We start from the raw sequence: 26395 nt of genomic DNA, 5'->3' as shown, positions 1-26395 counted from the left end.
TATTTAAAATATAGCAAATTAAACCTCATTATAAATAATACAAAAAACATAATTTAATATGTTAAAAATTATTAAAGGTGTAAATAAAAAATGGTTTTACAGGAATTATTGGCTCCGGCAGGTTCTTATGAAGTTCTAGTGATTGCAGTTAACGCGGGAGCTGATGCAGTATATTTTGCAGGCCAGAATTATGGGGCAAGGGCTTTTGCCAAAAATTTTACTTTGGAAGAGATTGAAAAAGCAGTGAATTACGCTCATTTAAACAGCGTTAAAGTTCATGTTACGGTAAATACTCTTGTAAATAACTTTGAAATTATTGATGTTCTAAATTATTTATTTAAATTATACCAGATTGGCGTAGATGCAGTAATTGTGCAGGATTTTGGAATAATACAACTTCTAAAAACATTGATTCCTGATCTGGAAGTTCACGCTTCAACGCAAATGGCATTGAGCAATTATACTGCAATGAAATGGGCATATGAAAATAATATTAAAAGAATTGTTCTTCCAAGGGAAAAATCAATTGATGATATAAGTAAAATCCATAGCCAATTGGAAAAGGACAACATTGATTTGGAACTTGAAGCTTTCGGTCATGGCGCATTATGTTACTGTGTTTCTGGAAATTGCTACATATCATCATATAACAGCGGAAGAAGCGGAAACAGAGGAGCCTGTGCACAGCCCTGCAGGAGAGAATATCGTCTAAAATACAGAGGATATAATATCGGGAACGGATTTTTACTCTCAACTCACGATCTTGCAACCTATGACAATATTAAAGCAATATCCGATGCAGGCATTACTTCATTAAAATTGGAAGGAAGAATGAAATCCGGAGACTATATCGGAACCATAGTTAACAGTTACAGAAACATTATTGATGGAAATCCTGGAGATTGGAAAAAAGACCTGCATCTTGTTTTTAACAGACAATTTACAAACGGATACATCATGAACGACAAGCCTGGAGATGTTTTGGGAAGAGGAAGTTCAGGCCATGAAGGATTATATATCGGAGACATCACAGACATTGATGGAACCAAAGTGACGATTGAAATTAAAAATAAAGAAATACCGGTCATTTTAGAAAAAGGAGATGGAATAGCTTTTAAATACAACGGCAAAATCAAGGGAATCTATCTTGAAAACATCATAAAGCAGGATGAAAATGAAATTATAATCGACACCACCCGTCTGGTCAAGGTTGGAACTGAAGTTTTCATCAGTTATTCAGCAAAAACCCATGAAAGTTTAAAGCAATTTAAAAACGAAACGGTGAAAAGCAGCATTCCGATTAATGTCACATTCAATTTCCAGAAAGATTTGACCGCTTCAATTAAGGTCGAATACTACATTGACGGTGAATTAATCAATTTCAGACATAAGGGAATTGCCAGATTTGAAGAGGCCAAAAATAGACCAATAACTAACGAATCAATCATAACTCAGCTTGAAAAGACTGGTGGAACCCCATTTTATATGGAAAAAATAAGGTTTAATGACATGCCAGACAATTTATTCATCCCAATAAGTGGTCTGAATAAAATAAGAAGGGAAATCCTTGATAAAGCTCAGGAATTACTCTTAAATCATTATACCCCAACCAAGAAATCCGTTAAAGCAACGAGAAAACGATTACAGGAATTTGAAGAAAATTACAATTCCTACGAAAATAAACGTAATAAAAAAGCAAAATTGTCCCTGTTTGCCAACGATTTGTCCCAGGTTAGAGTGGCCAACGGATTTGATTTGAAAAGAATATATCTTGACGTTAATTGCTTATACAATAATCCTGAAGATTATTATGAAAACATAAAAGACATTTTAAAAGAAGCAACCCAAATAGCTCCGGAAACTGAGATTGTATGGGTATTGACATCATTCATTAACGAATATGAATTAATTAAAGCTAACGAAATAGTTAAGGAATTGGAAAGTGAAGGATATCTCATATCTGTAATGGGAGATTCACCAGGAATGGAAAAGATTTTTGAATGCAGCATCTATGGAAATCATAACCTTAACGTATGGAATTCATTCGCAGTGGAAAACCTGTCCAAATTCAACGGACTCATATTGTCATCCGAGCTTTCAGGACGTGAAATCAAAGAAATAACCCGGAAAAACTACATTAAAAATACTGATCTGGAAATGATTGTTCACGGTAATCTGGAAGTGATTGTAAGTAAAGACGACTTTTCCAACCTGAATGAAGGAAGAGACTTCATCATTGGAAACAATGCGGATTATGCAATCCTCGAAGATAAGAAAAGGAAAAAATTCAAATACAAAATATTTTTCGATTATAACACACAAAGCCACATCCTTAACAAGGACTGTCTATGTTTAATTGAAGAAATGAATGAAATAAAGACCCTGAACTTGGATAACTTAATTATTGACTGCAGATATTCAAATGAACAGTACACCAAAAGTATCTTATCCATTTATAATGAGAGTTTAGGTGACATAAGTGATGAAAAACTGTCTGAATTCAAATATGAAATAATGGACCTTTCACAATCATACATCAATAAAGGAAATTACATCGAAGGAAGATTACATGAGGATACCTGAGTTACTGGCCCCGGTCGGATCTGTGGAGCATTTAAAGATTGCAATTAATGCGGGCGCCAGTTCTGTTTATTTGTCTGGAAAAAACTATGGCGCGAGAAAGTTTGCCGAAAACTTTACTTTAAATGAAATTCATGAGGCAGTAAAGCTTGCACACCTGCATAATGTACGTGTTTATGTAACTGTAAATACCCTGATTAAGGAGTCTGAAATAGAAAGCGTCCTGAATTACCTGAATGAATTATATGCAATAGGCGTTGATGCAGTTTTAATTCAGGATTTAGGTCTAATTGATTTGATTAACACACACATTCCAAAGCTTAAAATCCATGCCTCAACACAATTAACCTGTGAAAACCAGAGAAAAATCGATTATCTTGAAAGTAAAAACGTTAAAAGAGTTGTTTTGCCTCGTGAAATGAGAAAAGAAGAGATTGAAAATATCCAAACCAATATGGAACTTGAAATCTTTGCTCACGGAGCACTATGCTATTCATATTCCGGACAGTGCCTTATGAGCAGTTTTAAAGGCGGAAGGAGTGGAAACAGAGGAACCTGCGCCCAGCCATGCAGGCAGCTATACAAACTGGACAATAAAAAAGATTACTTCCTCTCCCCAAGGGATTTATGTTTATATGATGAGTTAAAGGAAATAGCTGAATTAAATATCAGATGCATTAAAATTGAAGGCAGGATGCGTTCAAAAGAGTATTTGGCAGTTGTTGTAAGTGAATACAGAAAGGCATTAAATAAGTTGAAAAGCAATAAATCATCAAAAACTGAAAATTTAAGCCTGGTATTCAATAGAGGATTTACAAAAGGACAGTTCAAAAATACTTATCAGAAAAGTTTAAGGCCAGGACATTTGGGTTTAAAAATCGGAAAAGTCATTAAAACTAAAAAATCACAGATTGCAATTAAAATAGATGATAACATTCAAAACATACCAGAAAAAGGTGATGGATTGTTATTCATTAAAGGCAAAAATGATTACGGTATGGAAATATCACAAAATCCGCTGATTACTTCCCTAAATCATTTCAATAAAAATAAAATAAAAGAAATTAAAGATTTAAGCCGGAAAAATAAGGTATTAATCATTAAAAAAGTCCGCCAAAATAAAAGGAATGACTTTGATTTGACAGATTCCCACGTATATTTAACAAAAAGAAATTCATTAGCTAAAGCAGTTAAAGAAATTGAAAATAAGGGTTCCAGTTTTATAAAGTCCAAACTGATATTGACATTTTCACTTAAAAATAAATATCCTCACCTGAAAGGGCGTTTAACTTTAGCCAACCATAAAGAGGTTAGCTTTGAAGTTACAGGTACTGTAAAATTTGAAACACCTCTTAAAAGGAACGTCTCACAGGAAACAATTAAAAAACAACTTTCAAAATTGGATAACTATCCATATCAGATAACCCAGATTAATATGAATTACGATGGAAGTTTATTCATTCCAATAAAAGAAATCAATAAAATAAGAAGAGAGCTCTTTGAGGGTTTAGCATCAGAAATTAATAAATTATATGAAAATGAAAAAGAAATAATCCGATTAACTAAAAATTATTCAAAAAGAAGTGATGAAATAGCTTTTTCATATTATACCAATAACTTGGAGGATTTATCTGAAATATCTGGCATCAAAAGAGTTTATTTAGAAATTCCACAAACAGACAGTATTAATGCCATGGTTAATTTCCTGAAAGAAGCTATTGAAACAGCCTATCCGAAAGACTATGAATTAATATGGAAATGGCCGGATATCGCCCATGACGGATTAATTAAATCACTGAATAAAGTTAGAGGGATTTTAAATAAGATGCATTATCCGATAGAAATAATGTCCAATGATTTTAATGGAGACTATGACCCGTATTCAATGAACATTGCAAATACCGAGTCAATAAACTCACTTGAAAATTACAAAGTAATCACAGTATCACCGGAGCTAAGAAAAAAGGATTATGAAGACATTATTAAAAATTGTGAGGACAACTCAAAAATTGAGCTTTTGGTTCAGGGATCAGTTGAACTGATGAAGACCAGATACGGATTTACACAAAAGATAAAAAATTCACAGTTAGTTGATGAGAAAAATAATGTTTATCCAATTCAAAAAAGCCTATCCGGTGAAGAACTGATTATATTTAACAGCAAAGATTTGTCATTGATTGAAGAAATCCAATATTTGGCATCTATCGGTTATGTTAACTTTTCTATTGATGGCCGTTTTAAGAATAAAGATTATATCAAAATGATTGGCCTGTATAAAGAAGCATTGAACGGTAAAATAAAAAATAAGGAAATTTTTAAAAATTCAACTAAAGGCAATTATTAGTCGTCAAATGCTCTAGGCAAAGACCTATTTATATAGACGTATTTAAATTAATGTAAGGGTTTGGTTAAAATGGAAGGAGACTTACATACATTGCAAGACATAAAAGGAATTGGAGATAAACTCTCCGAAAAAATAGTGAGAAGTGTTGGGGGCGAAGAAGAGCTCCAAAAAATAATTGAAAATGTTGATGTGGAAAAAATCATTGCGATTGATGGAATCAGCCAAAGAAAAGCCATTTCCATAATGAATCAATTATTGAATAATCAGAATTACGATTTTATCAAAAGCGACAGGGCAATGGAAATTTATGAAGACATCATAAATAAGATCATTGCTTATTCCAACACATCCTACTCAAAAAACAGAATACTTTTATTATCTCCTTCAAAAGACATGGCCAAAATCAAAAAACAAGTTAAATTTGTTATGGATGCCAAAAGACAAGTTTCCCAAATGCCAATCATTAAATTGAGAGGATTGATGAAAAATTTAAAGGAACTTGAAGAGCCTAAAGCTGAATACGATGCAAGTAAAGTTATCCTGGTTGAAAGTGAAGAGGATAACTCATATTTAACCGATTTGGGCCTTAACCAATACTACCCTATTTTAACCGCAAGCGACTCTCCACTGCTTAGGGAAGAACTGATGAATTATGATTTAATCTTTTATGTTTACTCCCAGGGAATACTGGACTTTGAAGGAATGCCTAACCTTGTAATGGTTAATATCGATGAAAACGATTACGAAATTGTTCCAGAAAAAATAATTAATTTCTTTTTACAAAACCAGGACATTTTTGAGAGAGTTCATGAAATCCAAAAGATTAGAAATAAGGAAAGTGTTCTTGGAGAAATCATCCCAATACTTGATGAACTGAATATTGTAGACAAACAGGAAGTTGATATTGACGATGTTGTTAACTCCTTAAAATATGATATGGATGAAGAATTGGAAAAATCCATTAAAAATATTGATCTTGAAGGAGATGAAATTCTCAACTTATTAAACAATAACTTCCCGCCAAAAATCAGTAAAATATTTGACGATATCATAAGTAAACGTAAGAAAATCATCAAGGAAAAAACCGGAATAGATTTTGATCCATACCTCAGAAAGTATCCGATAGAAATTGATGAAGCCGAAGTTGAAAGAGTCAAACTTGAAAGATCATCCAAAAAGGAAAACGATATTTTCGACATTAAAAAAAGCGCTGCAATCCAGTTGAATTCAATAAAAGAAAAAGCTATAAAAGAAGTGGAAGACGTAATCAAATTCGATTATGAATTTACACTCGGAAGCTTTGCATATGAATATGAATTAACAGAACCTGAATTCAGCGATGAAATTAAATTAAAAGGTGCGATTCACCTTGATTTATCACTTAAAAAAGATAATGACGATATTCAAAAAATTGACTATGAACTGACTGAAAATGAAAATATTGCATTATTAACCGGAGCAAACAGCGGCGGTAAAACAACCCTTCTTGAAACGTTAACCCAAATATCAATAATGGCACAGATGGGACTTCCGGTAAATGCCGAACAATGTGAAATAAAGCTCTTTGATGAGATATATCACTTCTCCAAAAAACGATCACTTGACGCAGGAGCATTCGAATCCTTTTTAAACGTATTTATTCCGATTGTTACAACCAAAAGTGAAAAACTGGTTTTACTGGATGAACTTGAAGGAATTACCGAACTTGAAGCTGCAGTCAAAATCATTTCAACATTCATAGACATGATTAAGGAATCAAATTCATACGGAATAATAGTAACCCACATGGCAAGAGAACTGATGAACTATACTGATGTCAGGGTGGATGGAATAGAAGCAAAAGGACTTGATGAAAATTACAATTTAATAGTCGATAGAACCCCTAAAATGAATTTCCTTGCTAAAAGTACACCAGAATTGATTTTAAAAAGAATATATGAAAAATCCGATGATGAACTGAAAGTTGTATATGCAAGAATTTTGGAAAAATTCTAAATACTATATTATACAAAATCCATATTAATGAAAGTCAGGGAAAACAAAAGAAATTCGGATATAATAAGAATCAATCAGATTTATCAAGTTCTCAAAAAGAATGATTTTGGCTATTTAATAGAAGAAAATACATTCTTTAAAACATTTCCTTTTTTAAGAAACAGAAAATTTTCAAAAGACGATGAATTACCTGATGAAACAATTCCTGGAAGAATAAGAAGAGTATTTGAAGATTTGGGTCCGGCATATATTAAATTGGGTCAGATGTTATCAACAAGACCAGATTTGGTCGGCACAGAAATATCCGAAGAACTGGAAAAGTTAAGGGATGATACACCAGTCACCGAATTTTCAAAAATGAAAGAAGTTATTGAAGAGGAACTGGGCCATCCATTGGATGAAATTTACACAGATATTGATGTGACCCCCATAGGTTCAGCTTCAATAGGCCAGGTTTATACTGCAAAATTAAAGGAAACTGGCGAGAAAGTAGCTATTAAAGTTCAAAAACCGAACAGTGAAGAAATTATAAAAAGCGACTTGAAAATAATGAAATTCCTGGCAGCGAGAGCTGACCGTTTTATCAGCAAATCAAAAATTTATAATTTGCCTGCAATCGTTTCTGAATTTGAAAAATCCATCCTGAAAGAAATCAATTACTTGGAAGAAGTAAGGAATATGGAAATTCTTGGAAATAACTTTAAAAACGTTTCATATGTACACATACCTAAAGTCTACCATGAATACTGCTCCGGAAAAGTAATAACAATGGAACTGATTGAAGGGCCGGAACTGTCCAAAGTAATTAAAGATGATTTGGAAGGCTATGATAAAAAGTTAATCGCAAAAAGAGGGATGAATTCCTACTTCAAACAGATAATGGAAGATGGATTTTTCCATGCTGATCCCCATCCTGGAAATATAATGATTTTAGAAAAAAATAAAATCTGTTACATTGATATGGGAATGATGGGAATATTGGATGAAACATTTAAATCAAATCTGGCTGAACTCATATTGCTGTTAACTAGCGGTAATGCGGACAATATTATTAATCAGTTAATTTACATGGACATAATTAGTCCGGGACAAAATACACCTGAGCTGAAAGAGGATATTAACGACTTAATGAAAAAATATTATGGAGCAAAACTGAAAAATGTTAACAACAGCATTGAAGATTTGCTTAATGCAATGATTAAAAACAATATAGTGATGCCGAGAGAATTCGTAATGATTGGACGGGGATTGGCTTTAGTTGAAGAAAGCGGTAAAAAGTTAAATCCTGATTTTGATACTGCAGATGAACTTAAGAAAATATCCAAAAGAATAATGATTAAGCAGTCATCACCTAAAAGATTATTTAAGGTAGGTACGAATTATTTTCTGGAAATAGAACATTTAGCCAAAAATCTGCCGAATACAGTTAACAATACACTATCCAAATTGGAAGAAGGAAACATTGCAATAAAAATAAAAATCGAGGGAATAAGTGAAATATCAAAACAAGTTACCACAGCAATAATAATAGCAGCATTAATCGTTGGATCATCACTAGCATTATTTGCAGACAAAGGCCCTACATTTATTGATATTCCTATTATAGGGTTAATTGGTTTTATAATAAGTTTTGCACTGGGAATATACCTTGTAGTGCAATATATAATGTTTGAAATGGAATAAAAAAATTCAGTATTTTCTCACAAAGCCATTCATAACAAAATTAATAATGTAAAAAAACATATACATAATATAATTAAAGAAAATCTGAAAGAGTGTTTAAAAAGTAATCTTGAAAAAAAGTATATGGAGTTAATTATTGAAATAATAATCTTTTTTGTGCAATTCATTTATTATTTAAAGAAAAAGGGTATTCTTGAACAAATGAATAATATAAGTAAGTTTCCATTTCATGATATTTTTGTTAACAATTTAATGGTCCATTAATAGGAGGAATTTCATTTGAATTATTATGATGTTAAATTTTCATTAAATTTTGATAAATATGATTATTCAAAAATTAAATACATTTTCAACAATGCAAGAAGTGCTTTAAATTGGCAGTTTGATGAAAATTTTAATGCAAAACTAATTGATGGGGATATTGATTACCAGATTAGAGATGTTTCAAATTTAGAAAGGAATGAAATTGATAAAATTATTGATTCATTTTTTAGATTTAGTTTTGATGAAATTATTAATGTTCCCCTTTACAAGTTTTTAGTTTTAAAAAACAATAACGAATTGAAAATTTTAGCTAATATTAACTCATTAATATTTGATTATTCCTCAATAAACGATTTTTATGAATTATTTAAAGATTTGAATAAATCCTATCCAAAAAAAGAGTTGGATACATATTATGGTGATATAAAAGACTATTTGAATTCCTCTAATTTCAAAAAAGATTCCCAATATTGGACAAAATATATCTTCAATTCAAATAATTACATCAATTTTTATAATTTAAAAAATAATGTTTATAAAAGCCGATTAATCAATGTTGATAAAGATTCTGTTTTTACATTCATTGAAAATCATGATTGTTCTTTATTTGATTTTTATGGATCTGTATTCTCATTATATCTCTCACGCATAAATAGAATTGGTGGCTGTTTATTAAAAAGCATTATCCCCCATGAAAAAAGTGATTCTAGAGTATTTGATAAAACTACATTGTTAAAAATCGATGCCAATAATGACGATTCTTTCAATGAGTTGTTAAATGTATTCTGTGAGGAATTTAAAAATGCTTTAAATCACACCACAGTGGATGTTGAAAATTATTTGGATGAGAATGCATCCTATTATTCAATTTATGATTTTAATGACTTAAATGAAAATATAAGAGTTTTTACAGGAGAATACTCTGCATTAACATTGAATATTTATGAAAATTCCTTGGAACTTACATATAATTGTGATTTGTTTTCAGATGTCTATATGGAGCATATGGCTAAAAATATTGAAAGCTTGATTAATAATGTCTTAAGTTCACCTAATCATGCAACAGCTAATGTTGATATTCTTTCTAATGAAGAAAAAGCATTACTTTCCGATTATTGCAAAGGAATAAGTATTGAAGTTAAAAAAGATAAAACGCTTTCTCAATCATTTCGCGAACATGCACTCGCCAATCCTGATGCTATTGCAGTTGATGACGGAGTCAATCAAATTTCATATGGAGAATTGGAGAAATCAAGCAATTCAATAGCCAAGGATTTATATGAAAATCATAATATTGGCCCAGGCAGCCATGTAGCATTAATGCTTCATAGGAATTATCATTTTTCGGAATTTGTATTGGCATTGAATAAGATTGGTGCTACTTATGTCCCAATAGATTTGTTATTCCCAGTTAATCGTATTGAACACATGTTAAATATCTCTGAAACAGATCATCTCATCACAACCGAGACAATAGCCAAAAGTCTGGATTTGAATGTGAATATTATTTCTATTGAAGATTTAAATTATGATAACGATGTGGATGTAGAAATACTTGCTAAAAGTGATGATTTGTTTGCAATACTATTTACTTCAGGCACAACGGGCATTCCAAAAGGAGTAATGTTTCAAAATAAACAGGTACCCTGGTTCAGTGCTTCATTTGCAGACATGTTCAATTTCACATATGGAGATGTTGTTGGGTCATATTTCAGCTTTAGCTTCGTAGCATCATTTCTAATTTTTGTTTCCCTATATTTGGGAGGAAGTGTCAGATTATTTAACGAAAATGAGCAGAAAAATAGTTTATTGTTAATTAAAGGCCTCAAGGAAACACATATTAACAATTTAATTTTACCTCCATCCGTAGGAGTTCCTATTTTCGAGAATGAAGATTTAAACCTGGATTATTTAATTCTAGCTGGTGCAAAATTAAACAAATTAACTAAAAAAGATAGACATACTAAATTAGTTAATTTTTATGGTACAACAGAAGTTCTCTTTGCAATCAGCAAGATTTATGATTTAAATGATATTGAAGATGACCGTGTGCCTATAGGCAGACCTGTTGCAAATTCATGGACGTACATTTTGGATGAAAATGGCAATCAGATGCCTATTGGAGTTCCTGGTGAGATATGTATTTCCAGTGCGGGCATTACTCAAGGATACTACAATGATTCCCAGTCAACTTCAAAAGTTTATATGGACAATCCTTTCTGTGACAATGAAATTAATAAAAGAATGTATTGTACGGGAGACATTGGATTTTATAATTTTGATGGTGAAATCGAAATTATTGGTCGTGATGACGATCAATTATCCGTAAGAGGATTTCGGGTTGAGTCAAAAGAGATTTTAACCATCATGAAAGGTTTTGAAGAAATTTCAGACATTTATCTGGATGTTGATTACGATAATCTAATCGCATACTACACAACCATCGATGATTTGGATATCAATGAAGTTAAAGAGGCATTAAAGACAGAATTACCTTATTACATGGTTCCATCCCTTTTCATTGAATTGGAAAAGATTCCTTTAAACATCAATGGAAAAATAGATAAATCATCATTGAAAGTTGTTACAGACAATGAAAATATTGAAATATCCGATGAAGTCCTCTCCTGCATCGTTGATGCATTCAAAGAGGTTTTAAATCGAGATGTTGTTTTAATTGATGATGATTTTGTTTCATTGGGAGGAAACTCACTATCTGCAATGAAACTGCAGTTATTGCTGAAGGAAAAATTAGACGTCAGCTTATCTTCAAATGAATTGATAGATCTTTCCACACCCCAGGATATTGCAAATCACATTAAATTTAATTTAAATATTCATTCAACGATTGATGAGGAAAAATACACTTTTGATAATCCGTGTCCATTATCTGAATCCCAATTAAACGTTTATCTTGATGAAAGCGTAAATGACATGGGCACTGCATACAACAATTCATTTAAGATAGATTTCAAGGACAATTATTCGGTCAGCGAAATAAAAGATGCATTAATGAAACTATTTGAAGCATTCCCTATTTTAAAAGCACGTGTTTTAAATAATAATGATGTTTTGTCTTTTGTTTTTGATGCGGAACCGGAAATTATTGAAGGCTCTTTAAATGACATACAATCTTTTGTAAAACCATTTGAATTTGACAAATATTTATCCAGATTTTTAGTTGTAGAGGACAATGCATCAATTATTCTATGTGCCGATTTCCATCATTTGATTTTTGACGGTACCTCACTAAATATTTTATTGAATAAATTGTCTTCAATTTTAGAAAATGAATACACAGATTTTATTGATAAGGGAGTATTGAGACAAGCTTCATTCGAAGAAATTATAGGCCAGGATTATATGGATGATGCCCATAAATTCTTTGAAAACATGCTGGCAGATAGGGAAGAAGTTTACGAATTGTTACCTTCTTTGAACGGTAATGAAGACGAATTTGAACTGATTGATACTTTCGATATTGATATTGAAAATCTGAATTCATTTTTACAAAATAATTCCATTACATATAATCAGTTCTTCACAAGTGTCTTTGCATATACATTATCAAGATTCACAGGTTCTGACAAAGTTCTATTCAACATCATTGAGAACGGCAGAGGCCATATTGATTTATCCCAGTCCGTGGGAATGTTTGTTAAAACACTGCCTCTTTTAATGGACTGTAAAAATCAGGATATTGCTTCATATCTTGAATATTCTTCAAAGTTAATTAATTCCGTAATGAAGTATGACCTGTATCCTTTCCGCAGTCTGGCCAGTGATTACAATTTGAATTCAAATATTCTATTCCAGTATTCCCATGATCTTTTCAGCGATGTAATTAATAAGGAGGATTTAAAGTATATCGTTGATGAGTTGGATCATGACCTGAATGCGGATTTGTCTTTCTACATATTTAATAATGGGGAAAATAGGTTAACAATCAGAATTCTATATTCCTCAAGATACTCTAAAAATTTCATTGGGAGTTTTATAGAATCTTATAAGTTAATATTGCAGCAAATAACTAATGTTGAACTATTAGAAGAAATCACTTACATTACAAATGAAGATATTGAAATTTTGGATAGTTATAACCAGACAGAAAACAAACTATCTTATGATGATATTTTAGATGCATTTAATGATAATTTATCCAAATATCCCGACAATACATTTGTATCATATAACGATGTTTCATACACATTTGCTGAAGGAGCGTTTATAACAGATAGAATCGCTAAATGTTTAATTGAGTTGGGAGTTAATGCCCAAGACTGTGTTGGATTTTTACTGCCTCGAAACGAATTATACGCTCTTTCAATTTTAGGTATAATGTCAATGGGCGCAGTTTATGTTCCCCTAGATGAAAACCTTCCAGATGAACGTGTAGATTTCATGATAAAAGATACCCAATCCAAGGTTCTTATTGTCAGTGATGAGACCTACAGACGAGGATGTGATTTAGACAACGATTGCATTATCCTAAACATATCTGAAATCATCAATAGTGACATTAAAACATTAGATAAGTTAAATATTACATATGGTAATTTGGCTTGTATATTATACACCAGCGGCAGTACAGGCCTTCCTAAAGGAGTTAAAATTACACACAAATCCATCCTTAATTTCATAGATTTCCATGTAAACGATTTAAATATACTTAAAGAAGATGTCTACGGATTATTTGCTTCCATTGGTTTTGATGTTGCAATGGCGGCCATTTTCTCAGCAGCATATACCGGATGTTGTGTAAATGTCATTCCAGATGACATCAGGTTAAATATCAAAGCATTGAATAATCATTTCGTTAAATATGGAGTTACACACACTTATATCACTACACAAGTGGCCAAATTATTTATTCAGGAAATTGAATCAACATCATTAAAGGTTCTGGTTGCAGGCGGTGAAAAATTAGGTGAAATCAGTACAAATCGCCATTATAGAATTGTTGATGCATATGGTCCTACAGAAGCCTGTGTTTATGTAATAAGTGCCGCTACAGTTGATAAAATTGATTCAAGTTCTGTAGGTTATGTACAGAACAACACCAAAGCATACATTTTAGACAATGAAAAAAGACGTGTTCCTATAGGATGTGTCGGAGAATTATACTTATCCGGCCATCAACTTGCAGACGGTTATTTGAATCGTGAAAAAGAGACAAAAGATGCATTTATGAACAATCCATTTGATGAGAATCCTGACTACAATAGATTATACCGGACAGGAGATATGGTACGGTTATTGCCTGATAAAACCTACGGTATTATAGGACGCCGTGACAACCAAGTTAAAATAAGAGGAAACCGTGTAGAACTACCAGAAATTGAAGCCATTATTCGTGGCATTGACTTTGTTGATGACATTACTGTTCAAACAATAGAAAAAGATTCCAATGTCGAGTTGGTTGCCTATGTTGTAGTATCCAATGGAATGAACGAAGATAATCTTAAAAGTTATATCCAAGATTATGTACGTGACCATAAACCAGATTATATGGTTCCACCATATGTGGTAAAATTAAATGAAATTCCTTTGAATGTAAATGGAAAAGTTGACAAAAATGCATTGCCTGATGTGGATTCAAGCAGTTTACATGCCGAATACGTCGCCCCAACAACAGAAGATGAAAAAATTATCGTTAAAGCATTTGAAAAAGTATTTAATCAGAAAATTGGAATTAATGATGACTTTATTCGTCTCGGTGGAGATTCATTAACTGCCATAAAATTATTATCTCATCTTGAGGGTTATAATATAACTGCAGTTGACATCTTAAGTTTGCATACCCCATATGCCATCGCTAAAAATATTAAAAAGACCAAACTTGATTTGGATATTTACACTTTAGAAAACGGCTGCCCTTTAAGTGAATCTCAATTAAACATTTATTTAGATATCGAAGTTAATAATAAAGATGATGCTTATACCCTTCCTATTTTCATAGAAATTCCTAAGAAATATGGTGTTAATGAAATATTTGATGCCTTAAATAAAATCTTTGAAACCCATCCAATTTTATCCATGTGCATCAGTGATGAATTTGAAGTTCCCTACTTAGTAAAAGGATCAAACCCATCGATTATTGTTGAAAACGATGTTAGTGATGATTTTATTATTGAATTCATAAATATGCCATTTGATTTACAGGACAGCTTATGCAGATTCTTAATTACTAAGGATAATGACAATTATAAGTTATTCGGTGCTTTCAATCACATAATATTTGATAGGCTATCAACTAACGTATTTAAACGTAACCTGCAAGCTATTCTTGATGGGGAATCAATTAGTGTAGATGAATCATTTTTAAAAGTATCTGCTTTTTCACAACAAATAAAAAACACCGATGAGTACGCCAATGCTAAAAATTTCTATGAATCCATGTTAATAGATAATGAAGAAAGCAGCACTTTAATGGATAGCATAGATTCAAATGAACAGGGCCAATTAAAAATAGATTTAGATTTGGACATCAATTCATTAAAATCATTTTTGGAAAAGCATGGCGTGAGTGAAAACGTATTATTTACTGCTGCTTTTGCCTATACTTTATCTCACTTTACAGGTTATGAAACTGCTTCATTTAATTTAGTGGAGAATGGACGAGACAGATTCAATAATTTCAGTTCCATTGGTATGTATGTAAATACTCTCCCCATATTAGTCAATTGTAAAAATCAGAATGTTGCATCATTTATTGAGAATACAGCCGGTTTAATTTATGATGTTATGCGATATAATTATTATCCATTCAGATTACTGGCAAATGAATATAACATCAACTCCGACATCTTATTCCAATTCCTACCGGAATGGATTGGAAATAATGAGAAATTAGATAAGAACTCATTAAATGATAATGAAAATAAGATAATAACTCAAAGAGATAATCTAATCGCTGATTTTATTGTTGAAGTCACACAAAGTGGTGAAGAATATAATTTAAATATAACATATTGTGACAAATATTCCAAAGATTTTATTGAACGATTTGGCGAATCTTACAAGTTAATAGTGCGGCAAATAACTAATGTTGAAATATTAGAAGAAATCACTTACATTACACAAGAAGATATTGAAATTTTGGATAGTTATAATCAGACAGAAAAGAAACTATCTTATGAAGATATTTTAGATGCATTTAATGATAATTTATCCAAATATCCTGACAATACATTTTTATCATATAACGATGTTTCATATACATTTGCTGAAGGAGCGTTTATAGCAGATAGAATCGCTAAATGTTTAATTGAGTTGGGAGTTAATGCCCAAGACTGTGTTGGATTTTTACTGCCTCGAAGCGAATTATACGCTCTTTCAATTTTAGGCATAATGTCAATGGGTGCATTTTATGTTCCTATAGATGAAAACCTTCCAGATGAGCGTGCAGTTTTCATGATAAAAGATACCCAATCCAAGGTTCTTATTGTCAGCGATGAGACCTACGGAAGAGGATGTGATTTGTACAACGATTGCATTATCCTAAACATATCTGACATCATTAATAGTGACATTGGAACATTAGATAAGTTAAATATTACCTATGGCGATTTGATTTGTATACTATACACCAGCGGCAGTACAGGCCTTCCCAAAGGAGTTAAAATTAAACGCAAATCCGTCCTTAATTTCATAGATTTCCATGTAAACGATTTAAATATATCTAAAGAAGATGTCTACGGATTATTTACTTCCATCGGTTTTGATGTTGCAATGGGAGGCATTTTCTCAGCAATATATGCAGGATGTTGTCTGAATATCATTCCAGAAGACATCAGATTAAATATCCAAGCATTGAATAATCATTTCATTAAACATGGAGTTACACACACAGCTATTACCACACAAGTGGCCAAATTATTTATTCAAGAAATCGAAACAACATCATTGAAAGTTTTAGTTGCAATTGGTGAAAAATTAGGGGAAATCAGTGAAAATCGCCATTATACAATTGTTGATGCATATGGCCCTACAGAAGCCTGCGTTTATGTAACAAGTGCAATTACAACCGATAAAATTGATCCAAGTTCCGTAGGTTATGTACAGAACAACACCAAAGCATACATTTTAGACAATGAAAAAAGACGTGTTCCTATCGGATGCGTCGGAGAATTATACTTATCCGGCCATCAACTTGCAGACGGTTACTTAAATCGTGAAAAAGAGACAAAAGATGCATTTATAAATAACCCATTTGAAGAGAACCCTAACTACAATAAATTATACCGTACAGGAGATATGGTACGGTTATTGCCTGATAAAACCTACGGTATTGTAGGACGCCGTGACAACCAAGTTAAAATAAGAGGAAACCGTGTTGAATTGTCTGAAGTTGAATCCGCAATTCGTGAATTGGATTATGTTGATGATGTCACCGTTCAAACTGTTAAGAATGGAGACAATTATGAGTTAGTAGCTTATGTCGTACTATCAAATGAATTTGACGGCATTATTGAAGAAGAAATTCAAAATCATGTTGGTGAAATTAAACCAGAATATATGATCCCTTCTTTCATTATAAAATTAGATGAAATTCCTTTAACTATAAATAGTAAGGTGGATAAGAATGCTTTACCTGATGTAGATTTGGAAAGTTTGCATGTTGAGTATGTTGCTCCAAGAAATGAAATTGAAGGGGATATTGTTAATGCTTTTGAGAAAGTATTTAATCAGGATAAAATTGGTGTTTATGATGATTTTGTTCGTCTTGGTGGTGATTCATTAACTGCAATTAAATTGTTAAATTATCTTAAGGATTATAATGTTTCTGTTGCGGATGTTTTAAGTTTGCGTACGCCTTATGCTATTGCAGATAATATTAATGAGATTTCATTTGATTTGGATGTTTATTCTTTGGATTCTGGTTGTCCTTTAAGTGAATCTCAATTGAATGTTTATTTGGATATTGTGGCTAATAATAAGAAGGATGCTTATCTTATTCCGGTATTTATGGATATTTCAAATAAATATGGTGCTGAAGATATTGTGGATGCTTTGAATGAAATGTTTTGTGTTCATCCTATATTGGGTATGTGTGTTAGTGATAGTTTTGATGTTCCATATTTAGTTAAGGGTTTAAAACCTTCAATTTCTATTGAATCTGATGTTGATGATGAATTTATTGTAGATTTCTTAACCCAACATTTTGATTTGATGAAGAGTTTGTCTAGATTTTTAATAATTAAAAATGATGATAATTATAGTTTATATGCTGTTTTCCATCACATAATTTTTGATGCCTTGTCAGACGAGGTATTTAAGAAAGATTTACAGATCATTCTTGATGGCGGTATTGTTGATATTGATGATTCATTTTTAAAAATATCTGCTTTCAATCAACAATTACAAAAAACTGAAGATTATTTGGAAGCCGAAAAGTTCTTTAATTCCATGTTGGTTGATAGTGATGATGTAGGCGTTTTATTGGATAGTGTGCTGTCTGATGGTTCTGGTCATTATTTATTTGATTTGGATTTAGATTATGATTTATTTAATTCATTTTTAGAAACTTATAATGTTAGTGCAAATATTTTATTTAGTTCTGTGTTTGCTTATACTTTATCCAGATTTGTTGGTAGTGATAAAGTACTTTTCAATATTGTTGAAAACGGTCGTGACAGATTCGTTAATTATGATTCCATCGGTATGTTTGTAAATACTCTGCCTTTGTTGGTGGATTGTGAAAATCAGGATGTTCAGTCATTTATGGAATATGTGTCTGAAAAGGTTTATGGTGTAATGAAATATAATTATTATCCATTTAGATTATTGGCTAATAAATATGACATTAACTCAGATATTTTATTCCAATATATTCCGGAATGGATTAAAGATGCAAATGATTTTGATGAAATTGAATCTAATAATGAGTTAATAAGTAATATGGATGATTTGATTGCTGATTTGACTGTTGAGATTATTCAAAGAGGTAATAAACATATTTTAAGTATTACATATTCTGAGAAATATTCAAAGGACTTTATTAGTCATTTTATTGAATCTTATAAATTAATCTTAGAGAATATTTTAAATGTTAATGAATTAAGCGAAATTAATTATATTTCTGACAGAGATATTGGGCTTTTAGACAGTTATAACTGGACTGAACATGATTTGATTTATTCTGATATTTTAGATGCTTTTAATGATAATTTGTCCAGGTGTCCGGATAATGCATTGGTAAGATATAACGATGTTTCTTATTCTTATAGTGAGGGTGCTTTTATTGCTTCTCGTATTGCGGAATTATTAATTGACTTAGGCGTGGAGTCTCAGGATTGTGTTGGCTTTTTGGTTCCTCGCAGTGAATTGTATATGTTTTCTGTGTTGGGTATTCTGTCAATAGGTGGTGTTTATGTTCCTTTTGAGGATAATCATCCTGATGAACGTATTAACTTTATTTTAATAGATAGTGAAACTAAAGTTGTTATTGTAGTTGATGAAACTTATGATCGTGCTAAAAGTTTATTTGATGATGATGTTATTCTTTTAAATATTTCTAACATTGTTAATGGGGATGTTGGAAGTTTGTCTGTTTTGCCTGCGAATTATGGTGATTTGGCTTGTATTTTATATACTAGTGGTACTACTGGCATTCCTAAAGGTGTTAAAGTTAAAAGAAAAGCTTTACTTAATGTATCTTCTGATTATGTTGATAAATATGATTTGGGTGCTGCTGATGTTTATGCATTGTTTTCATCAATTGGTTTTGATGTAAGTAGTTTCGTTATTTGTGCAGTAATCCGATCCGGAGCATGTTTATCAGTAATTCCTGACGACATTAGATTAAATATGAGTGCAATGAATGAATATTTTATCAAACAGGGCGTAACTCATGCTTTTATAACTACACAAGTTGGAAAACTATTTGTTCAAACTGTGGATAATACTTCATTGAAAGTTTTGCTTGTAGCCGGTGAGAAGTTAGGTGAATTTGAAAGTCCAAAAGATTATCTGTTGATTGATGCATATGGTCCAACCGAGGCCTTTGCATTCAATACATCTGTTGACAACAATGTTAAGATTGATGGATCTTCAGTGGGAATGTTGAATTACAACACTTCTGCATATGTTTTAGATAATGAATTCAGACGTGTGCCTTTTGGTGCTGTTGGTGAGCTGTATTTGGCAGGTTATCAAGTTGCGGATGGATACTTGAACCGTGAAGAAGAAAATACGATGGCATTTATTGAAAACCCATTCAGTAATGAAGAAGGTTATAATACTCTTTATCGTACAGGGGACTTGGTACGTATATTGCCTGATGGTTCTTTAGGAATTGTTGGTCGTAGTGACAGCCAAGTCAAAATCAGAGGAAATCGTGTGGAATTGGGTGAAGTCGAAGCAGTTATCCGTCAAATGGACAATATTTTAGATGTAACTGTTCAAACGGTTAAAATTAAGGACAATGACGAATTGGTAGCTTATGTGGTGTCTGATGAATCGGATAAAGACACAATTGGAAATGCTATTCAGGAGTATGTCGGTGAAGTTCAACCCGATTATATGATTCCTTCATTTGTCATTTGTCTGGACCATATTCCTTTGACTGTTAACGGCAAGGTTAATCGTAGTGCTCTTCCTGAAGTTGATATGGATTCTTTGAGTGTTGAGTATGTTGCTCCAACCAGTAAAACTGAAGAACAAATAGTCCATGCATATGAAGTTGTATTTAATCAAAAAGACATTGGATTAAATGATGACTTTACTCGTTTGGGTGGAGATTCTATCACGGCTATTCGTCTTATTTCATTACTTGAAAAGGATGGCATTTCCTGCAGTGCTAGAGATATATTGAATTATAAAACTCCCTATTTAATTGCAAAAAACATACAAACTGTTGAAAGCATTTCATATGACGCAGTTGAAGGAAATGTAAATTTACTTCCAATTCAGGAATATTTCTTTGATCAAATCAACAAAGACAATTTCACACAATCATTTGTCCTGAAATTAAAGGAGAAAATAGATAAAAATATTCTGCAAGAGTCCTTTAATGAATTATGCAACATCCATGACATGCTTCGTGCAAATTACAGTTTTGATGAAAATGGAAACCCAATCCAAGAAATATTACCTGTAGGCACCGAAATTTGTAAAATAAATGAACATACTATTTCAGATAACTTTGAAGAATCCCTCAAGGACATTTATATAAAATCATCTGATTCAATAAATAAGCAAAACAAACTAATTGAAATCAATTTAATCAATCACAACAGCGATTTATATATCATGTTTATTATACACCACCTAATCGTGGATGGTGTGAGCTGGAATATTTTAATTTCAGATTTAACCCAAATTTATCATAATTTAAATGAAGAAAAAGAAATAGAAGTTACAAGGCCATATCCTTATAAGAATTGGGTGGAAAACGTTAAAAATCTAGCCGAGGATATTTCATCCGATGAAAAAGAACATTGGATAAAAATTAACAGTTCACTAGATGATTCTGCAATTAAAGGAGATACGAAAGCATTTGCATTTGATGTTGATGTAAATTATGATGTTGATAATCTTTTAATGTTGACTGAAGAGGAATATTGGGCATTGGCAATCGCAAGAGCATATAAAAAGACATATGGCAAAGACATAATATTCAATCGTGAGACTCACGGCCGTGATGAAAGCATTGCAAAACTTAACAGAACAATTGGATGGTTCACCAGCCAATATCCGATATTAGTTAATACAAATAATGATTATGATGACATCTCTTTAATGAAGGACGTATATAACATTAAGACTGCATTTAAAGATGTTAATAATTTAGGATTAAACTACGCTTCTTTAGTTTACACAAATAAAGAATTCAAATTCAAACATTGCCCAGTTACATTTAATTTCCTAAGCAGCGAATTCACATTTGAAAACGAGTTATTCAAATCAATTATGCAAGATTTATCCTTGGATTATAATGCAATGAATACTGACAAAGATTCAAAATCATATGGCGCTACATTCAACGTTTCAAATCAAGGCAATTCATATATTATTAGCGGAGAATATGCAAACAACACATATATTGGTTATGAATTCGACACATTCCTTGAAAATATCAAATCAGAACTTGAATTCATCGGAAATTTCAATTTTAAAAATGAAAACATTATTTGCTGCTTATCCGAATCACAATTAGGTGTTTATCTTGATGAAAAAGCAAATGAAAAAGGCACCGCATATTCAACAGCAGGAATTTTTGAATATGATTCCATATTTTCAACTGACGAAATCAAAGAGGCCATTCATGCTTTGATTAATAAGCATCCTATTTTAAGAGGTCGCATTTTAGACACTGACAGCATTCCTCTTTTGATTTGTGATAACAATCCTTCAATTGAAACAGTAAATAATGCGGATTATCATGATTTGATTAAAGCATTTGATTTGGATAAATCTCTAGCTAGATTCTTCATAGTTAATAATGAAGACAGCAAATTTGTATTTTATGACATACACCACATCATTAGTGATGCAACCACCTTAACTCTCATTAATAAAGAATTAGAGCAAGCTTTAATTGGACAACTGGATGATGAAATTGATTTGGGTTTTGCTTATGCCAGCCGTGATTCATTTGAATCAAAATATGATTATAAATATAAATCCGCTCACAAATTCTTCCATGATGCGTTCGCAGATATTGATGAGGTTCGCTATATTTTAGATGATGTTGATGGAAGTAAAGGTAGTGTCTCCCTCCCTATTAGAGGCATTCGTGAAAAAGTCGAATCATTTGTACAGAAACAGGGAATTACCATAAGTAATTTATTAAATGCAGTGTTTGCATATACATATTCACGTTTCACAGGAAGCAATAAGGTTTATTATAACTTTACAGAACATGGTCGCCATGAAAGTTACTTGCAGGATGCTTGGGGAATGTTTATCAGAACCATTCCTATCCTCGTTGATTGTGAAAATAAATCAGTTAGAGATTTTGTAGACTATATGTCAGATTTAACTTTAAAATCAATGACCAACAGCAGTTATCCATTCAGATTACTTGTAAGAGAATTTAATTTAAACAATAAAGTACTTTTTGAGTATAATCATAATTTAAATGATTTCAACATTGGAAATGACATGGTTGTTAGAGATGATGCTGATGGCGTCAGTGAGTTTTTATGCGTCGTCAATGATTTGGAAGACGGATTTGTCGTTACCATAAGTCATTTAGATAAATTCAGCCAAGATACTGCTAAGCAATTTGTAAAAGTATTTAAGGAAATATTAATCCAATTTTTAGAAAAAGATGAGCTTAAAGATATTAATTACATTTCTGATGCAGATATTGGAATTTTAGATACATTAAATCAAACAGAACATCCTTTAGAGCATAATGATATTCTGGAAGCTTTTAATGTTAATCTTTCCAAATATCCGGACAATAAACTTGTTTCATTTAATGAAAAGAGCTATAGTTATGCTGAGTGCGCTTTCATTGCAGATAAAATAGCAAAATCTTTAAAAGATTATGGTGTCGAAACGGGAGATTATGTTCCATTTTTGGTTAAACGTTCCGAACTGTACATGCTGAGCATTTTGGCCATAATGTCTGTTGGTGCGGTTTATGTTCCTTTAGATGATGCACATCCCGATAATCGTATTGAGTTTATGATTGAAGATACTGCTTCCAAGGCCATTATTGCTGATGACAATACCCTTAAAAGGGTCAAATCTTTTAGCAATGATGTAGATATTCTAAATATCTCCGATATTCTTAAAGAGGATTTGGGTTCATTGCCTAATTTGCCGGTTGTTTATAATGAATTAGCATGTATATTATATACCAGCGGCACTACAGGTGTTCCTAAAGGTGTTAAAATTACTAGAAAATCACTTCTCAATGTTGCAGAGTCCTATATTGAAAATTATGGCTTAAGTAATAATGATGTTTATGGATTGTTCTCATCTATTGGTTTTGATGTGTCCAGTTTTGTTATTTCAGTAGTGATGTGTGCCTGTGCATGTTTATCTGTAATCCCTGAAGATATCAGGCTGAACATGCCTGAATTGAATAATTATTTCATGAAGCAGAATGTGTCTCATGCTTTCATCACAACGCAAGTGGGTAAGCTCTTTATGCAGAGTGTTGATGATACTTCGCTGGATGTTCTGCTTGTTGCAGGTGAAAAGTTAGGGGAATTTGAAAGTCCAAAAAATTACCGTTTAGTTGATGCTTATGGTCCTACTGAAGCTTTTGCATTTGTTTCTTCAATTGACAATGCCAGTAAATTGGATGCATCTTCAGTTGGAATGTTAAATCATAATACTCATGCTTATATTTTGGATGATGAAAAACGTCGTGTACCCTGTGGTGCTGTTGGCGAGCTATACCTGTCAGGTTTTCAGATTGCTGACGGATACTTGAATCGACCTGAAGAAAATGCTGATGCATTCATTGACAATCCTTTTGATAATGAAAATTACGATATAATGTATCGTACAGGAGATATGGTAAGGTTATTGCCTGATGGTTCCCTGGCAATTGTCGGCCGTAGTGATAGTCAAGTTAAGATCAGAGGAAATCGTGTGGAACTCTCAGAAATCGAATCAGTTATTCGGGAATTGGATTATGTTGAAGATGTTACAGTTCAAACTGTTGAAAATAAATCCAATATCGAATTGGTGGCTTATGTTGTAGTATCCAATGGAATGGATGAAAAAATCCTTGAAAAAAATATTCAAGATTATGTGCGTCAGCAAAAACCTGAATATATGGTGCCATCCTTTGTGATAGCTTTAGAGGAAATTCCATTGAACGTAAATGGGAAAGTAGATAAACATGCCTTGCCGGATGTTGACAGAACCAGCCTGCATGTAGAATATGCAGCCCCAAGGAACGAGAATGAAAAAGAGATTGTCAAAGCCTTTGAAAATGCATTGAACTTGGAAAAAGTCGGTATACATGATGATTTCATTCGTTTAGGTGGAGATTCATTGACTGCCATTAAGTTGTTATCCCATATCCAATCCAATGACATTACCATGGCAGATATCTTAACTTTCCGAACACCTGAGGCAATTGCAAAAAACATGTCTGATTTCTCCTTTGATTTGGATCTTTATACAATAGAAAGCGGTTGTCCGCTGAATGCTGCACAACTTAACGTATTTGCAGATGTTACAATTTATAATAAAAGAGATGCTTATCACATACCTGGATACATCCCTATTTCTAAAGAGCATAGTCTTGAAGATATTCAAAGCGCATTAGATGAAATGTTGAAAGTTCATCCGATTTTAGGAATGCACCTGATTGACATGTACGAGGAAAACAATTCAGATGACATTGGCAATTTAGATATAATCAGAGATTTAATAACAACAGCTAAAAAATTTGGAATCAAAGAAATCCTAAGTCTGATTAATGCATACGGATTAAAAGATTTGGGCGGCATTTATAATATGATTAAAACCACCATAAGATTGTTTAAAGGAGAATATCCGTATATAGTAAAAGGAGAAAAGCCTCAAATTTCAGTGAAATCCGAATTTGATACAGATACAATCATAGAGTTCCTTGCCGAAAGTTTGGACATATATAATAATCTGTCCAAGTTTATGATCGTTGAAACTGAAGAATCATATTATCTGTTTTATGTGATTCACCATCTTATTTTTGATGCTGTTTCAGCAGGGGTATTCAAACATGATTTCGAAATTCTTCTTGACGGAGGAAGTGTTAAACTGGATGATACCTTCTTAAAAGCATCAGCTTACACCCAACAGATAAAAAACACTGACAAATTCGAAGAAGCAAGTGAATATTATCATCCAATATTATCCTCCCTTGATGATGTGGGAACATTATCAGAGGACAATTCGTCTGAAGGATATAGCACAGCATCCTGGGATTTAAAATTCGATAAAACAACATTCAAATCATTTTTAAATAATGCCGGAATTAGTGAAAATGTGCTCTTCACCAGCGTATTTGCATATGCACTGTCACAATTCGTTGATGAAGATAAAGTCATATTTACATTGATTGAAAATGGGCGTGACCGATTCAACGAAAATTTCATAGGCATGACATCCAATGTAATGCCGTTAGTTGCAGACTGTAACGACAGAAGCATAAATTCATTCATGAAAGATATGGCCGATGCAGTCTATGGAATTTCAAGGCATAGCTATTATCCGATTCTGTTACTTTATCAGAAATATAATTTTGAGGTTAACACACTATTCCAATTTGTACCAAATTGGATAGCAGATGACTTTGATGTTGAGGACATTGATGATATTGACACTGAAGAAATCATGAACTATATCCTTGATTCATATGGTGATTACATAACTGAATTCTTTGTTCAAATTTACCAGAACGGCGAAAATTACAGAATATTAATCACAAATTCAAATAAATTTTCAAATAAGCTGATTGAAGATTTCAAAGATACTTATATATCAATATTATCAAATATTATTAACACAGACATAAATTCTAATTTGAATAGTACTTTAAAATAGTTTCCGGATGAAAAAATAGATAGTTACAAG

At 32.1% G+C, this 26395-nt stretch carries 5 protein-coding genes; all 5 read left to right on the top strand.

Going from position 1 to position 26395, the window contains the following annotated elements:
- Positions 1 to 90: 90 nt before the first annotated feature.
- The 5 genes from ACKI44_RS07080 (at position 91) to ACKI44_RS07060 (ending at position 26365) form a co-directional block, all read left to right on the top strand.
- Complete coding sequence (locus ACKI44_RS07080; RefSeq protein WP_407422916.1) at positions 91 to 2583, top strand: U32 family peptidase; 2493 nt, start codon at positions 91 to 93, stop codon at positions 2581 to 2583.
- Positions 2570 to 4924 (top strand): DUF3656 domain-containing protein, encoded by a 2355-nt coding sequence (locus ACKI44_RS07075; RefSeq protein WP_407422914.1) that lies wholly within the window; start codon positions 2570 to 2572, stop codon positions 4922 to 4924. Before ACKI44_RS07080 ends, ACKI44_RS07075 begins: the two co-directional genes overlap by 14 nt.
- Before the next feature lie 69 nt (positions 4925 to 4993).
- Positions 4994 to 6919: a MutS-related protein gene (locus tag ACKI44_RS07070; RefSeq protein ID WP_407422912.1), complete on the top strand. Its 1926-nt coding sequence runs from the start codon at positions 4994 to 4996 to the stop codon at positions 6917 to 6919.
- 27 nt (positions 6920 to 6946) lie between these two features.
- Positions 6947 to 8602 carry an ABC1 kinase family protein gene (locus ACKI44_RS07065; RefSeq protein WP_407422910.1) on the top strand — a complete coding sequence of 552 codons (1656 nt, stop codon included), beginning with the start codon at positions 6947 to 6949 and terminating at the stop codon, positions 8600 to 8602.
- A gap of 279 nt (positions 8603 to 8881) precedes the next feature.
- Positions 8882 to 26365, top strand: a complete 17484-nt coding sequence (locus tag ACKI44_RS07060; protein ID WP_407422907.1) for an amino acid adenylation domain-containing protein — start codon at positions 8882 to 8884, stop codon at positions 26363 to 26365.
- The last annotated feature ends 30 nt before the right edge of the window (positions 26366 to 26395 follow it).

It is taken from the genome of Methanobrevibacter sp. (assembly GCF_045646205.1).
Lineage (GTDB): Archaea > Methanobacteriota > Methanobacteria > Methanobacteriales > Methanobacteriaceae > Methanocatella.
Note: the sequence above shows the minus strand (reverse complement) of the source record. Positions and strands in the feature narration are given on the sequence as shown.

What these genes read in the sequence shown, in the direction of transcription:
- ACKI44_RS07080 (WP_407422916.1), top strand. Translation starts at nt 91, where the DNA reads ATGGTTTTACAGGAATTATTGGCTCCGGCAGGTTCTTATGAAGTTCTA.
- ACKI44_RS07075 (WP_407422914.1), top strand. Translation starts at nt 2,570, where the DNA reads ATGAGGATACCTGAGTTACTGGCCCCGGTCGGATCTGTGGAGCATTTA.
- ACKI44_RS07070 (WP_407422912.1), top strand. Translation starts at nt 4,994, where the DNA reads ATGGAAGGAGACTTACATACATTGCAAGACATAAAAGGAATTGGAGAT.
- ACKI44_RS07065 (WP_407422910.1), top strand. Translation starts at nt 6,947, where the DNA reads ATGAAAGTCAGGGAAAACAAAAGAAATTCGGATATAATAAGAATCAAT.